Source organism: Enterococcus raffinosus (genome assembly GCF_001886185.1).
Classification (GTDB): Bacteria; Bacillota; Bacilli; order Lactobacillales; family Enterococcaceae; genus Enterococcus_A; species Enterococcus_A raffinosus.
On sequence record NZ_JXLA01000011.1, the window covers coordinates 39,795 to 54,401 of the forward strand.

The 14,607-nt window shown below is 36.7% G+C and carries 16 protein-coding genes; all 16 read right to left on the minus strand.

From position 1 onward, the window contains the following. Nucleotides 1-204: 204 nt before the first annotated feature. The 16 genes from RV13_RS07585 to RV13_RS07660 all read right to left on the minus strand — a co-directional run bounded on the left by RV13_RS07585 (nucleotide 205) and on the right by RV13_RS07660 (nucleotide 14,597). On the minus strand, nucleotides 205-888 hold the full coding sequence (locus RV13_RS07585; RefSeq protein ID WP_010744969.1) for a Bax inhibitor-1/YccA family protein: 684 nt from the start codon (nucleotides 886-888) through the stop codon (nucleotides 205-207). Then, nucleotides 881-1,345 carry a MaoC family dehydratase gene (locus tag RV13_RS07590; RefSeq protein ID WP_371086069.1) on the minus strand — a complete coding sequence of 155 codons (465 nt, stop codon included), beginning with the start codon at nucleotides 1,343-1,345 and terminating at the stop codon, nucleotides 881-883. Before RV13_RS07590 ends, RV13_RS07585 begins: the two co-directional genes overlap by 8 nt. A 192-nt stretch (nucleotides 1,346-1,537) precedes the next feature. Continuing rightward, nucleotides 1,538-2,872, minus strand: coding sequence for a UDP-N-acetylmuramate--L-alanine ligase (gene murC / locus RV13_RS07595; protein ID WP_010744971.1), 1,335 nt, complete (start codon nucleotides 2,870-2,872; stop codon nucleotides 1,538-1,540). A 101-nt stretch (nucleotides 2,873-2,973) separates the two neighbouring features. Continuing rightward, nucleotides 2,974-3,423 (minus strand): SprT family protein, encoded by a 450-nt coding sequence (locus RV13_RS07600; RefSeq protein WP_010744972.1) that lies wholly within the window; start codon nucleotides 3,421-3,423, stop codon nucleotides 2,974-2,976. Then, the gene (locus tag RV13_RS07605; protein WP_010744973.1) at nucleotides 3,416-5,596 is read right to left on the minus strand and encodes a Tex family protein; all 2,181 of its coding nucleotides are present in this window, start codon (nucleotides 5,594-5,596) and stop codon (nucleotides 3,416-3,418) included. The genes RV13_RS07600 and RV13_RS07605 overlap by 8 nt, the downstream gene beginning before the upstream one ends. 79 nt (nucleotides 5,597-5,675) lie before the next feature. Next, a complete protein-coding gene (locus RV13_RS07610; protein ID WP_010744974.1) occupies nucleotides 5,676-6,575 on the minus strand; it encodes a DMT family transporter in 900 nt (299 codons plus the stop codon). A 135-nt stretch (nucleotides 6,576-6,710) separates the two neighbouring features. Then, complete coding sequence (locus RV13_RS07615) at nucleotides 6,711-7,439, minus strand: metallophosphoesterase family protein (RefSeq protein WP_028021204.1); 729 nt, start codon at nucleotides 7,437-7,439, stop codon at nucleotides 6,711-6,713. A gap of 31 nt (nucleotides 7,440-7,470) precedes the next feature. Beyond that, complete coding sequence (locus RV13_RS07620) at nucleotides 7,471-7,842, minus strand: VOC family protein (RefSeq protein ID WP_010744976.1); 372 nt, start codon at nucleotides 7,840-7,842, stop codon at nucleotides 7,471-7,473. 126 nt (nucleotides 7,843-7,968) lie between these two features. Next, nucleotides 7,969-9,360, minus strand: a complete 1,392-nt coding sequence (locus RV13_RS07625) for an L-cystine transporter (protein WP_010744977.1) — start codon at nucleotides 9,358-9,360, stop codon at nucleotides 7,969-7,971. A gap of 277 nt (nucleotides 9,361-9,637) precedes the next feature. Next, entirely contained in the window at nucleotides 9,638-10,021 is a 384-nt protein-coding gene (locus RV13_RS07630) for a DUF1149 family protein (protein WP_010744978.1), read from the minus strand. Between the two features lie 114 nt (nucleotides 10,022-10,135). Next, nucleotides 10,136-10,741 (minus strand): HAD-IA family hydrolase, encoded by a 606-nt coding sequence (locus RV13_RS07635; protein ID WP_010744979.1) that lies wholly within the window; start codon nucleotides 10,739-10,741, stop codon nucleotides 10,136-10,138. A gap of 21 nt (nucleotides 10,742-10,762) precedes the next feature. Continuing rightward, complete coding sequence (locus tag RV13_RS07640) at nucleotides 10,763-11,431, minus strand: 2,3-bisphosphoglycerate-dependent phosphoglycerate mutase (RefSeq protein ID WP_010744980.1); 669 nt, start codon at nucleotides 11,429-11,431, stop codon at nucleotides 10,763-10,765. 50 nt (nucleotides 11,432-11,481) lie between these two features. After that, on the minus strand, nucleotides 11,482-11,895 hold the full coding sequence (locus tag RV13_RS07645) for a hypothetical protein (protein WP_010744981.1): 414 nt from the start codon (nucleotides 11,893-11,895) through the stop codon (nucleotides 11,482-11,484). 24 nt (nucleotides 11,896-11,919) lie between these two features. After that, a complete protein-coding gene (locus RV13_RS21525; protein WP_010744982.1) occupies nucleotides 11,920-12,048 on the minus strand; it encodes a hypothetical protein in 129 nt (42 codons plus the stop codon). A 2-nt stretch (nucleotides 12,049-12,050) separates the two neighbouring features. Continuing rightward, on the minus strand, nucleotides 12,051-13,415 hold the full coding sequence (rlmD, locus tag RV13_RS07655) for a 23S rRNA (uracil(1939)-C(5))-methyltransferase RlmD (RefSeq protein ID WP_010744983.1): 1,365 nt from the start codon (nucleotides 13,413-13,415) through the stop codon (nucleotides 12,051-12,053). 171 nt (nucleotides 13,416-13,586) lie between these two features. Further along, nucleotides 13,587-14,597: a diacylglycerol kinase gene (locus RV13_RS07660; RefSeq protein WP_010744984.1), complete on the minus strand. Its 1,011-nt coding sequence runs from the start codon at nucleotides 14,595-14,597 to the stop codon at nucleotides 13,587-13,589. Between the last annotated feature and the right edge of the window lie 10 nt (nucleotides 14,598-14,607).

A 14,607-nucleotide genomic window follows, 5' to 3' on the forward strand; every position in this document is an offset into this window, starting at 1 on the left:
TCCTTCAATTACCAATACACAAATATTGGTATTTCTTAAATGAGAATAAAAAATATACTTTCAATTTCAAATAGCTTAATACAAAACTACTAAACCTTCACGTTTCATTTTAACAAAGTATTGGATGAAATGAAAAGGATGCGCTGAATTTATCAGGATTCTTCTATCAAAACTAAAAACAAAAAAAGAGGCGATCACTCGCCCCTATTTACTGCTACCAAAAATTCGTAAAAATGAAATAAACAGATTAATGAAATCTAAGTAAAGCTGCAACGCCATAAAGACAGCTACACCATTTCCTGCTTCGCCATTTGTTCCGAGATAAATTTTTCGAATCATCTGATTGTCATAAGCAGTGATTGCAGACATAATTACAACCATTAAGATAGAAATGAAGAAATCAACCGCGCCACTGTGTAATACAAAAACATTGAGTAACATCGCGATGATTATACCTAGCAGGCAACTTAAAGCTGCACGTCCGATTCCAGAAAGATCACGCTTCGTAAAAGAGCCTACTAACGACATTACTAAGAAAGTCGCTGATGCAGTTACAAACGCTTGTGTCACTGTCCCTATATCATACATCGCTAATGTAACGGCTAAAGTGAGACCATTCAATGCAGAATATACAATAAAGCCACCAATCGCTAAGGTTGGATTTTTTTGTGCTTTGACGCCAAGAAATATTACAAGAGCAATTTCAGCGATCCAAATTCCCCAGAAACCTAAGGGAAAATTGTTAATAAAATTACTAACTTGTGATATCCATGGTCCTAAAGCCATATATGAAATTACTGCACTAATCCCAATTCCTAAAGCAAGGAAAGCATAGATTTTCCCATAGAAACGGTTCAATCCGTAAACCCGTGTTTCTTGATTATTCACTTATATCATCTCCTAATTGTACTTGTGGCGGTTTAACCATGACCACCGCATCTAAAATGCGTTTCTCTTCGTTATCAGCAGATTCTACCGCTTCAACAGAAATCGTAACGACATCTTTCATTTTATCAACTTTAATTACTTCAAACTCAAAGGTCAATGTTTCATAGTGAAAAACCGGATCAATAAAATTGATCGAGAAATTCACAACGTGAGAACCCGGCCCTGGTAAATGTTTTGAAATCGCACTTGTTATGATTCCCATCAACATTATTGATGGTACAAGCGGTTGCTCATATTCAGTTTCTTTTGCGTAGTCGTGTTGGATGTACAAAGGATTCGCATCATTTGTCAAACCTAAGTATAAAAGAATCTGATTATCTTCGATCGATTCCGTTAACGATAACGAGTCACCTTCCTCAATTTCGTCAATCGTTTTGCCTATTTTCCGAGCCTTCATATTATACAAATTCATTCCCTCCGTAATTTGTTCTATTAATTATTTTATCAGAAAGCAAGTAAAACACAAGTTTGTACATACGTTACTATAAAGATTTCTAAAGCATCGTTTTACCAAGTTTTCTACACGCTTATTATCTGAATACAAGTGCTAAAAAAGAGTTCTGATCAAAATATCAGAACTCTTTTCTTATTACAAAACGTTACGTGTTGTGTTGCTCAAAAGATTTTCGTAGGCCCGCTCAAATTTCTGGACATCGCCAGCCCCCATAAAGATTACCACAGCATTTTCATGGTCTAATAAAGGAGACATGTTTTCTTCTTTGATGACCTGTCCGCCTTTTTGAATTTTGTCGCCTAGGTCTTCAATCTTCACATCGCCTGCCGTTTCGCGAGCTGATGAGAAGATATCACACAAATAAACTTTGTCTGCGCGATCCAGCGCTTCTGCAAACTCATCCATTAATGCGATTGTTCTGGTAAAGGTGTGTGGTTGAAAAACAGCAACTAATTCTTTTTCAGGATACTTTTGACGAGCAGCATCAATTGTCGCTTTTATTTCAGCAGGATGGTGTGCATAGTCATCAACAATGATCATGTCGGCTACTTTCTTTTCGGTAAATCGACGTTTTACACCAGAAAAAGTCAACATTTCCTCTTTCACCTTATCCATGTCTAAACCTTCAAAGTAAGCCACAGCAATCACTGATAAAGCATTCAATATATTATGTTTTCCAAATGATGGAACCGCAAAGCGACCAATAAACTTATCTTTGTGGTAAACATCGAAAGCTGAGCCATTCGTTGTGCGAACAATATTACGCGCTTGAATATCATCATTTTCAGATAGGCCATAGTAATATATTGGAACATCCGCTTTTAATTTGCGCAAGTATTCATCATCACCATAAGCAAAAATACCTTTTTTGACTTGTGAAGCCAACGTTTGGAAAGCTTCGAACACATCATCGATACTCTTGAAATAATCAGGATGATCAAAATCAATATTCGTCATAATTGAATAATCTGGCGCATAAGCCAAAAAGTGTCGTTGATACTCACACGCCTCAAAAGCAAAGAACGTCGCGTCGGGAACACCATGTCCGGTTCCATCACCAATCAAATAGCTTGTTGGTGCTAGTCCATTTAATACATGAGCTAATAAACCCGTTGTGCTGGTTTTACCGTGTGAACCAGTAACAGCAATACTAGTGTAAGGTTGGATAAACTGTCCAATAAAGTCATGGTAACGGATAATTTCCAGCCCTAATTCTTTTGCTTGAGCGATTTCTTCATGTGTGTCGGGAAAAGCATTTCCTTGAATGATTGTCATGCCTTCCTTAATATTGTCTTTGCTAAATGGCAGAATCGTAATGCCTGCTTTTTCTAAATCACGTTGTGTGAAAAAGTATTTTTCAACGTCAGAACCTTGTACATTATAGCCCTTTTCATGCAATACTAAAGCTAATGAGCTCATACCTGAACCCTTGATTCCAACAAAATGATAAAGTGTCTCTTTATTATTCATTTAATCCTCTTCCTTATATGTACAAAATTGTTTGCGGTTCACATTATCATATAAATTCGTAAAAATAGCAATCTTTTATTCTCTGTATCGTATGGCAACTCTCACACTTCAATTGTCTTCAAAAATTTTAATTTTCCTTGACAGCTTCCACATACATATCGTTCTGTATTGATTTTTCTTCGCCGGTTGATTTCTTTTTGACATGCTTGGCACTGATATACTTGATACTTTAGTATTGTTAAAGGCGGCGTATAACGAGAGCCACCTGTTTTCTTCAACAATTGCTTAAATTCCAAATCCTTATGTTGATAGCCGCGACCTGCTAAATGCAGATGATAATGACAAAGCTCATGCTTGATCACTTTAATTAATTCCTCTTGTCCATATTTTTCAAACACCCTCTCATTAAAATCCAAATGGTGACTGCTCAAATGATAGCGTCCACCAGTTGTTTTTAAACGAGGATTGAAGGTTGCTTTGTGGCAAAATGGCCGTCGAAAAGATTCTTGAGAAATCTTTTCGACTAGAAGCTGTAATTCTTGATCAGTCATTTTTATCACTTTGCACCATCGTTAGACTAATACGTCCTTTTTTCACATCTACGGATTCGACCCAAACAGTCACAACATCTCCTACAGAAACCACATCTGTTGGATGTTTAACGAATTTTTTACTCAATTTAGAAATATGAACAAGTCCATCTTGTTTAACACCGATATCTACAAAAGCACCAAAATCAATAACATTTCGAACTGTTCCTTGTAGTTCCATACCCGGTTTCAAATCTTCCATTGTTAATACATCTTGTCTTAACAATGGTGCAGGCATTTCATCACGCATGTCGCGTCCAGGCTGAAGCAATGCTTGAATAATATCTTTGATCGTTTCTTTTCCAATTTCAAGTTCGTTTTGTAATTGTTGCAGCTCTAAAGCTTTAATTTTTTCTGTCGCTTCTTCAGATCCCAGTGCCTTTAAATCGACTCCTGCTATTGCCAAAATTTCTTTTGCACTTACATAGCTTTCTGGGTGAATGGCTGTTGTGTCCAGAATATTTTTCGCTCCAGGTATCCGCAAGAACCCGATCGCTTGTTCATAAGCTTTTGGTCCTAAACGAGGAACCTTTTTTAGTTGAGGACGAGAAGTAAAGGCCCCATTCTCTTCTCGGTAGTTTACGATATTTTGTGCAGTTGTCTTATTCAACCCTGAAGCATATTGCAGCAACTGGGGACTTGCTGTATTGACATTCACACCCACTTGGTTCACGGCGGTTTCCACTACAAAGTCTAATCGTTCAGATAACCGTTTCTGAGATACGTCATGTTGATATTGACCAACACCTACGGCTTTTGGATCAATCTTTACTAATTCAGATAACGGATCTTGTAGCCGACGAGCAATGCTGACTGCACTACGTTCTTCAACTTGTAAATCTGGAAATTCATTTCGGGCGATGTCACTAGCCGAATATACAGAAGCTCCAGCTTCATTCACAATCACATAAAAAACTTGTTGATGAATTTGCTTTAACTGTTCGGCAACAAACAATTCAGATTCACGACTAGCAGTACCATTTCCGATTGCGACCATTTCCACATTATGTTTTTTTATCAATGTCTGAAAAGCAGGGCCTGCAGCTTGTCGTTTTGCTTGTGGTGCTGGCTTGTGGGGATAGATTACCTCAATTGCTAGCACTTTGCCTGTTTCATCTACAACGGCTAACTTACAACCAGTTCGATAAGCAGGATCAAAGCCTAAGACAACTTTTCCTTTCAATGGCGGCTGCAATAACAGATTACGTAAATTTTCACCAAAAATGTTGATTGCCTGCTCATCCGCATCTTCAGTCAATTCATTTCGAATTTCACGTTCAATCGCAGGTCCTATAAAACGTTTGTAGCTGTCTTTATACGCCTCACGAATGAATTCCACAGTAATCGAACGGTTATTTGTTACCAAGTGCCGTTCCAAATAATCAAATATTTTTTCTTCCTCAACTACAATGGAAACCTTTAGAATCTCTTCCTTTTCGCCACGATTAGATGCTAAGACACGATGTGAAACCATTTTATTGATTGGTTCGGCAAAGTCATAATACATCTCGTAAACGTCTTTCTCATCTTTTTCAGCATCCTTCACCTTACTTTGATAGACACCTTTATTTTTTGTAAACGTACGAATCCATGTCCTAAAGTCTGGGTTGTCACTGATTTGTTCTGCCACAATTTCATGCGCACCCTGTAATGCTTCTTCAGGAGTTGTTACAGCTTCGCTAATAAATTCCTCAGCCTTCGCATAAACATCTCCTGATTGAGGAAAACTCATTAAATAATCTGCTAATGGTTCTAGACCATTTTCTTTAGCGATTGTAGCTTTGGTTCGACGTTTTTGTTTGTATGGACGATAAAGATCTTCTACTTTTTGTACCTTTGCAGACTGCTGAATTTTTTGTGCCAGTTCCGCAGTAAGCTTTCCTTGCTCATCAATTAAGCGCAAAACTTCTTGCTTACGTTTTTCCAAATTTTCTAAATAATTGTAGCGCTCCTCTATTTCACGGATCTGAACTTCATCTAAGGTCCCAGTCATTTCTTTACGATAACGAGCAATAAATGGAACAGTATTGCCTTCGGTTAATAAGTTAAGTACAACTTTAATTTGTTGGGGACGATATTCTGTCAATTCCTTATTCAACAATTGAATAATATCCTGATTTAAACCTTCTGCCATTTCAATTCCTCATTTCATCCAAAATCCTATTTATTTTATCACACTTCCACTAAGATTGCTTCTTGTGTTAAAAGAAACACTAATCAGTATGTATTTTTCGTTTGTATAAAAAATTGGGCATTTCCGATAAAATTAAACCAGCTAGCGTTAGTAAAATCCCGATAAATGCTTTCATTGTTAACATTTCTCCTAGAATAAAAACTGAGGCTAAAGTGGTCAACATAGGGATCGTATAAATGTATACCGTTGAGCGAACTGCTCCAAGATTTTTCACTGAAAAATTCCAAGTAACAAAGCATAAGGCAGAAGCACCGATACCTAAGAAAAAGAAATTTCCAACGTTCTGTACCTGTGTAAAGCGAGAAAAATCAACTGAGTCTAGATTAATGAATAAGACAGGAATCATGAATAGCAACCCATAAAAAAAGATTCGCTGTGTTGTAGCAATTGTACTGTACCCAAAATCGCTGATTTTTTTTATAACCAAGGAGTACGAGGCCCAACATATTGTAGCAATCAATGCTAATCCATCTCCAATTGGATTTACATTCAATGTTCCTGAAAAACTTATCAGAGCTATTCCGATCATGGAACAAATAAACCCTAAAACAAATACTCTTGGAATCCTTCCTTGTTTTAAAATGAATCGACTAATTAACGCTGTCATAAAAGGACTAACCGAGCCGATAATTCCAACGTTCATCGCTAGAGTGAAAGTCAAAGCTACATTTTCCAAATAGTAATATAGAAATACACCAAACAAACCAGCTATTATATAGTATCCTTCTTCATGCCACCCCTTGAAGGGAAGTATTTTTCGTGAAATAGCAGACAATACAATAAAACCTATTAAAAAACGTATAAATAATATCTCAATTGGAAAAAAATCTTTTAATAGTATCTTTGTAGAAATAAAAGTTAACGCCCAAATAAGGACAGTTAGACTCGCAGACAAGTGACCTTTAACAGTATCAGACATGTGGCTCTCCTTTCATGTTTTTCTTTTCTCATAAACAATTCTATCGAAAGCTTCTAAATCACTATGCCACTCTGTAAATAATTGTGCAATAAAATCTACAAAAAAGTGAGATTCAAGATGAATCCCACTAAACAATTAAAAATCAGGCTGCCAAGGGCAGTTTGTATTAGGCAGTTCGTAATCGTGGACAATGCCATCCCTATCAAAAACTACTCCATGCAAACTTCCACCAAAAACAGCGCCGCCATCAATTCCAATTTTACCATCAGACTGCCAAAGGGAAGTTGTTTGCATATCTCCATATAGCATAGGCGTAATGGTATGACCAAAAACAATTGTTTTTCCAGTATTATTTATTCCTTCGTGGAAAGGTTCGCGAATCCATAAAAAGTCTTGTAAAGAAGTTTCCTGCCACTTTTTAGTTAAATCTACTCCAGCATGAACGAATAGGTAATCTCCCCATTCATAATAAAAAGGACGTTCCATCAGAAAATCCAATAAATCTTTATAACGGCTTCGAATCATCATCACAATTTCTGTTGGAGAGTACTCTTCCGTAGCACCTTTGTGAAGTAAACTTTCAATTGTTTCTTTACCACCATTGTATAAATAGCTAGGAAACCAATCCTCTGGATTATCCATAAATTCTAGAAAATATTGTTCATGATTTCCTCGCAAATAGATTGCTTGATATTTCTGAACCAATTCCATTCCTAAAAACCAGCAATCCTTACTTTTAGGACCGCGGTCGTTTAAATCGCCAATTAATATAAGCTGCTGTGTATCTGATCGAAAATTCTTTAATATCTTTAGAAATATCTCATACTCGCCATGTATATCACCAATCGCGAAAACTTGCTCCATTTCCCTTCGCTCCTTTCACTAAGGATCGTGACTATCTTCCTGACACCATAAAGTAATTCCCATCTGCATCAACAAAATTGAACACATATTCTTCACCTATTTGGGCTAAATCTCCTAATTGTACAGCTGCTTCTTGTAATTTTTTATATAGCGTCACTACATCATCACTACCAAAAATTAAAGCTGGCGATGGCTCGGTTGCTTCATCATCATTTTTTTCAATAAATTCACGATCATAGATGACTAAATGAGTCGTACTATTTTCACTCATTGCTACTTCAGCAACTTGTGAACCATCTAATTCTTCAAAACTAAGCTCCACAAAACCTAACCCCTGCCAAAATGAACTGGCCTTTTTCACATCATTCGCATATAAAATTACTTTTACTTGTTCGTTAAACAAATTATTTCGCTCCCTAATCAATTTTCTCTTGTGGCATTCACAGTGTTGTATCCTGATTATAGTTGTATATATCAAAAAAAGTGTACCAAAAAAGGCTTGACCGCGCTAGTCAAGCCTTTTAAATAATTAAGAGTTCACTTCGATTGAAGCATTCTCATCATGTAGAATATCGCGATTCAATTCATGGATGCGTTCGCTTGTAACAACTCCAGCTACCATACTTCCACTCACATTCACTGCTGTACGAGCCATATCAATCATCGGTTCAACGGAAATAACTAACCCAACAATTGCAACGGGTAAGTTCATGGCACCTAACACGATCAATGAAGCAAATGTCGCTCCGCCACCGACGCCAGCCACACCAAATGAGCTGATCGTAACAATAGCGATTAACATAACAATAAATTTTAAATCAAAAACATTTATACCTACTGTAGGGGCTACAATTGTGGCAAGCATCGCTGGATAAACACCCGCACAGCCGTTTTGCCCAATTGAGATTCCAAAACTTCCAGCAAAGTTTGCGGTTGCTTCATCGACACCTAACGCTTTGGTTTGTGTCTCGATATTCATAGGTAAAGTTCCCGCACTTGAACGTGATGTAAACGCAAAGCTTAACGCTGGAAATGCTTTCTTGAAGAAATTGATTGGATTCACTTTAACACCTAATAGAATTACAGAATGCACTAAAAGAACGACAATCAATGCACTATATGAGGCTAAAATGAATTTCCCTAAGTTAACAATTGCCTCAAAATCACTTGTAGCTAATACATTCGTCATTAGTGCGAAAACACCATATGGCGTTAAACGCAAGACCAAGGTTACAATGCGCATAATAATTTTGTATAGACTCTCAACCAAATTAGCAAAAAATTCTGCTTCCTTCGGTGCTTTGCGACGTACTCCTAAAAAGGCAATACCAACAAAGGCCGCAAAAATTACCACGCCAATTGTACTTGTTGGACGTGTTCCAGCAAAGTCAGCAAAAACATTGGTAGGAATAAAGGATAAAATTTGTTGCGGAATTGAAAAGTTCTGAACCATAGATTGACGGTCAGCTAACTCTTTGATACGAGCAGTTTCGGCTGCCCCTTTAGTAAACGTGGCACCATCAAGTCCAAAGACCATAACCGCCAAAATTCCGATTAAGGCCGCAATCGCTGTCGTAGCCAATAAAGTAACTAAAACATTCGCACTGATTTTACCAAGCTTTTTACTTGATTTCATTTTGGTAAAGGCACCAACGATAGAAATAAATACTAATGGCATAACAAGCATTTGTAATAATGAAATATAACCATTACCAACGATCCCGATCCATTCCATCGCTTGTGAAATGACTTTGCTACCATTGCCTAAAAGCAACTGTAAAACTCCACCGAAAACAATTCCGGCACCTAATCCTACAAATACACGATTTGAAAATTTCACATGTCTTTTTTGCATTTGGTAGAAAGCTACAAGCAACGCAACGAACACTAAGATCACTAATACAGTGAACAGAGTTGTCATTGTATTCCTCCTTAAAATAACTTTCTATAATGACAAGTCTGTCAAAGGAAGTAAAGGTTCCCGGTATTCGTTCTTCAACGAACTACCCTAAAATATAGCTGCGCTACTCCTAAATTTTAGTGACTAATAAATTATAACTCAGATAAAATAATCTGTCTTATAATTTGCATTGTTACAAAGAAACTTTCATAATTTTATTCATTAAAAATCCTCCATTTTTAAATACGCACCGAAAAAAGAAGCAGCTCGCAAATCAAATGGAGGATATATAGTTATTTTAAATAGTGTTAGAAGAAAAATTGATTTTAACCCCAGGTTTATCTAACGCAATTTCTGTTATTTCATAAACCATTCGTTCAATTAATCTTAAGATAGGACGAATCATCTCGTTTGCTTCAGCCTCAGTCAAATCATTCTGCTGTTTCACCTGACGTCCAATCACATGGATAACCTGAGATAAAACGCCGCCAATAATAAATTCTTCGAAAGGAAGCACGAACTCAATCCGTACACCCATGATACTATTTTCGGCTGGATATCCCGGATCCATAGCTTCTAGCGGACTGAAATTAATCAGCAATTTTTGTTTTACTACTTGGTCTTTCGGGGGAAGTCCATAATTAAATGATTCCACGACTTCCTGATCGCGTTGTAATTCCATTTCGCACCTCCTCATTATAAACGTTTAATTAAATAGATTTAAAATATAATTTTTAATATTTCTATTATTGTCAATTCTTCCAACTATTTCCTTATCCCAATTATAACTTTCTGGTCAGAAAATTTGTACCATTTCTTTTAAATTATTTATAAAATAAGTAGCGCAAATATTCTGCTTGAAGTAATCCAAATCAAAGAATACTGTCTGAACTCCTGCATTATTTCCAGCATCGATATCCAACTTGCGATCCCCGATCATTACCGTTTTTTCAGCATCTAAATGATATTTTTCGATAAAATACTGAATTGCTGAGGGATCCGGTTTTCTTGGAAACTTTGAATCACTGCCAATAATATCTGTAATCATCGTTTCTAAACCATCTCTCTTCAACAAGTTCCAGGTTGATTCAACAGTACGATGAGTCAAAATAAAGTGTTGCCCGCCTCTTTCTCGTAATATTTTCAAGGTCTCTTTTGTTTCTTTAAAAGGATAGGAATCTTTGTTGTCCAAAGCCTCGAGTGCATGATATTTTTCATCAAATTCTGGAGTAGGCAACTGCCAATCAGTAATCATTTGACGAATGGACTCTTCTTTTATTTTCCTATAAACAACTTTTTCATCTTTCTCAATACCAAACTCTTCAAAAGTTTTCATGAGCGACATTAACATAATTGGATACGTATCGTATAACGTACCATCAAAATCCCATATAAAATTCATGCTAACCCTTTCCAAATATTTTTATAAAATTTCTTTTTCTATAATTTCTAATTGTGAATTGAAAGTGTAAACCATAGGAGTCGCATTAGGAATGTCAATTTTGTCAACTTGATCAATCGGAATTTCTTCAAGAAATTGTACTAAGGCTCGCAAACTATTTCCATGTCCACATACCAGAATTGTTTTTCTATTTAATAGATTTGGTACTAACTGGTCCTGCCAAAGCGGGACAACCCGCCGCGAAGTCATATGTAGGCTCTCTCCTTTGGGAATTAATCTCGAATCTAATTGATCGTATCGACGATCAAAATGATTATCTTTGGTTAAAGGAGGGACTTCATCAAACCCTCTTCGCCATTTTTTAACTTGATCAGCCCCAAAATACTGTGTCATCAATTCCTTATTCTTTCCAACTAATGCACCATAATGTCGCTCATTTAATCGCCAAGTTTTATATTCAGGAACAAAATATGCGCCTGCTTCTTGCAAAATCATCTTGGCCGTTTTAATCGAACGCTTAAGTACAGACTCATATGCTAAATCAATCGTCAAACCAGCTTGCTTAATTTTATTCCCTGCATCCCTAGCTTGTTGAATTCCTTTTTCAGTTAAGTCCACATCGAGCCAACCGGTCCAATAATTTTGAAAATTGGCTTCACTTTCGCCGTGTCGAACTAAAATTAGTTTCATCTTTTCACCTTCTCGTTGTAAGAATATCAGAAAAAGCCTAGTTTTAAAAACTAGACCTTTTTTATAAATTGCTTATGGCAATTCTTACAAGTCACTTTGATTTTCCCTCGACCTTTTGGGGCACGCATCTTTTGTTTACATTCAGGGCATTTAAAGTAACGATATGTTCCCTTTTTCCCCTTGAAAAAGTCTTTGATTTCGGCGATCCATTGGATAAACTTTTGGTTTTCATTACTTCTTGGATAAATTTTTTTCGAACAAAAACGATATAAAACTATTACGAAAGCTGCTATCGCCAAAATATTACCAATATAAAATGGAATCCAACGATCAAAAATCATCATCACTGCCCAAAAAATCAACAATGCTTTATTCACTTGATCTAGCCTGCCATAACGTCCACGCATTACATGTGTATACTTTTGATAAAATTTTGTCAATCGTTGCATCCAAATGTTTCCCACTGAAATTCTCCCCTTTCAATGAATTTACTTGTTATAAATTTTTGGCCCTTTACGCATATTCTTTCGATCATTTTTCGGTGTCTCCATTTTTTTCGAACGTCCGCCACCTTGTTTTTTCTTGATTAGCTCTAACATTTTCTCTTTTTGATTCACTATTACACCGCCTTTACCAATAAGGTTACAGATTCAACGTGGTGAGTTTGAGGGAATAAATCCACCGGCTGTACTTTCACTGCACGATAGCCAAGGTCCTCGTATCTTCTCAAGTCTCTGGCAAGTGTAGCCGGATTACATGAAATGTAAATAATTTTATTAGGATTTACCGCTACAGATGCCTCAATGAATTTTTCATCTAACCCTTTTCTTGGTGGATCAACAAAAACTACTGAAGGTTCAATGCCTTCACGAGCCCAACGAGGCATAATTTTTTCAGCTTTTCCTATCTCGTAATTAGCATTTTTTATGCCATTATTTTTTGCATTTGCTTTAGCATCCTCGATTGCTTGAGGCACTATCTCAACTCCATAAACGTGCTTGACTTTTTCCGCTAGTGACAAACCAATTGTTCCTATTCCACAATAGGCATCTACAACGATATCCTCTGAATTCAAATCTGCAAACTCTATTGCTGTCTGATAAAGTATTTCTGTTTGTTCAGTATTTACCTGGTAAAATGATTGAGGAGAAATTTGATAGGTCTTCCCTAGTAAAGTGTCATTAATTGTTGCTTTACCATAAAGAATTTTCTCATCTCGACCCATAATTACATTTGTTTTTTCTGGATTAATATTTTGAATCACTGAAACAACTTCTGGTAATTCAGCCTTAATTGTTTCAGCAATTTCGGCACCCTTAAAGAAACGTTCTGCTCTAGTAACAAGTATGATCATCATTTCATGGCTATAATGACCACGACGAATAACGATGTGGCGGATAAAACCTGTATTTTCTCTTTCATTATAGGCTTTCACCTTGAAGCGTTGTAAGATATCGCGAACTGTCGTAATTGCTTGATCAATTTTAGGATCTTGGATCAAATAATCCTCAATTGGAAGCAAGTCATGTGAATTTTTACGATAAAAACCAGTCATTAACTGATTATCAACTTTTTGAACGGGAATTTGTGCTTTATTACGATACTCAAACGGGTGCTCCATTCCCAAGGTTGCAGCAACAGACAAATCTGGTAATTTAGCAATTGTCTTCAAAACTTTTTCAACTTGCTGCTGTTTAAATCGCAGTTGGTACTCATAAGTCATATGACTTAAAGGAGCAATACCGCTTCTTAAAAGATCTAAGTCTTTAACTTCTTGCCGTTCAGGATTGGAATTAAATCGTTCCATGACTTTTCCATAGCCAAATTTTTTTCCAACTTTAACTGCTTTAATTTTTATTTCTTCTTCTGGCAAAGCATTTTCAATGAATAGTGGATAGCCATCAATGTGGGCAACACCCAATCCTTCATGTGATAAATCATCGATCGTCACTGTATATGTTTTGTTTTTCTCTACTGAGGTCATTTTATTCTCCTTCAAGGCTGATTTATCTATTCTAATGAATTCTACTTGAAAAAGCAAGGTAACACTAAGTTTTATACTTTTAAGAGTTCCATAAGAATAACTACTTGCTATATGCAATTTTTGAACGGACGCATAAAAAACGTTTCTGTTCTCGAACAGAAACGTTTTATTTTACTCTTCTAAATCTTCTTCTTGGATTTTTTCGTATTCCTTAACTAACTCTATTCCAGCTTCTCGCTTTTGATCATCTGGACCCAAAATCGCATCATCATTGATTTCATCCGTGTTAGCATAGAATTCGATATGCTGATGAAGATTGTCAAAACGCATTGGAGCATCGCCACCATATTCTCCATCTAAATTAATCATCATTTTCTTATCGGTATCAATTAGGCTTGCATCCAAGAAGCTTGTTTTCACATACAAAACCTTTGAGTCATTGACATGCTTTCCACCATTTAATACTAAAGTAATTAGCCGAACAATTTCAAATAGATTCGCAGTCTTAACTACTATCAACGAAAATTTCCCGTCATCTAACTTAGCATCGGGTGCGATAGTTTCAAAACCGCCAATAGAATTTGTTAAACCTAAGAAGAACATTGAAGCATTGCCTTCATACTCGCCACCTTCATATATCAATCGCATTTTCGTCGGTTTGATTCGTGGAAGCATTTCTGCCCCTTTGGCTAGATAGGCTAAATACCCGAAAATACTCTTCAATTCTGAAGGCACCTCATACGTCAATTCAGTTAACGAACCACCAGCCGCGATGTTGATAAAGTACGTATCTGCAGCTTTACCGATATCCATCTTGACTGTTTGTTGTTTCTGAATGACCTCAGCAGCTGCTTTGACGTTATTGCGTGGGATTTTCAATGCTCGAGCATAGTCATTTGTCGTCCCCGCTGGAATAATCGCCATTTTAGGGCGTTTCTTTAATCCTGCAATTCCATTTACTACTTCATTGATTGTTCCATCGCCACCCGCTGCAACAACTAGTTCAAAACCAGCCTTTGCCGCACGGGTTGCTTCATTTTTAGCTGAATCAGGTTCAGGAGTCGTAGCGAAGGCACTTGCTTCATAACCTGCTTGTTCGATGGCTTCTAAAATATCTGCTAGATTATTACGCATAATCTCTTTTCCAGATACTGGATTATAAATCAGTCGTGCTTTTCTCATGATCGAGCTC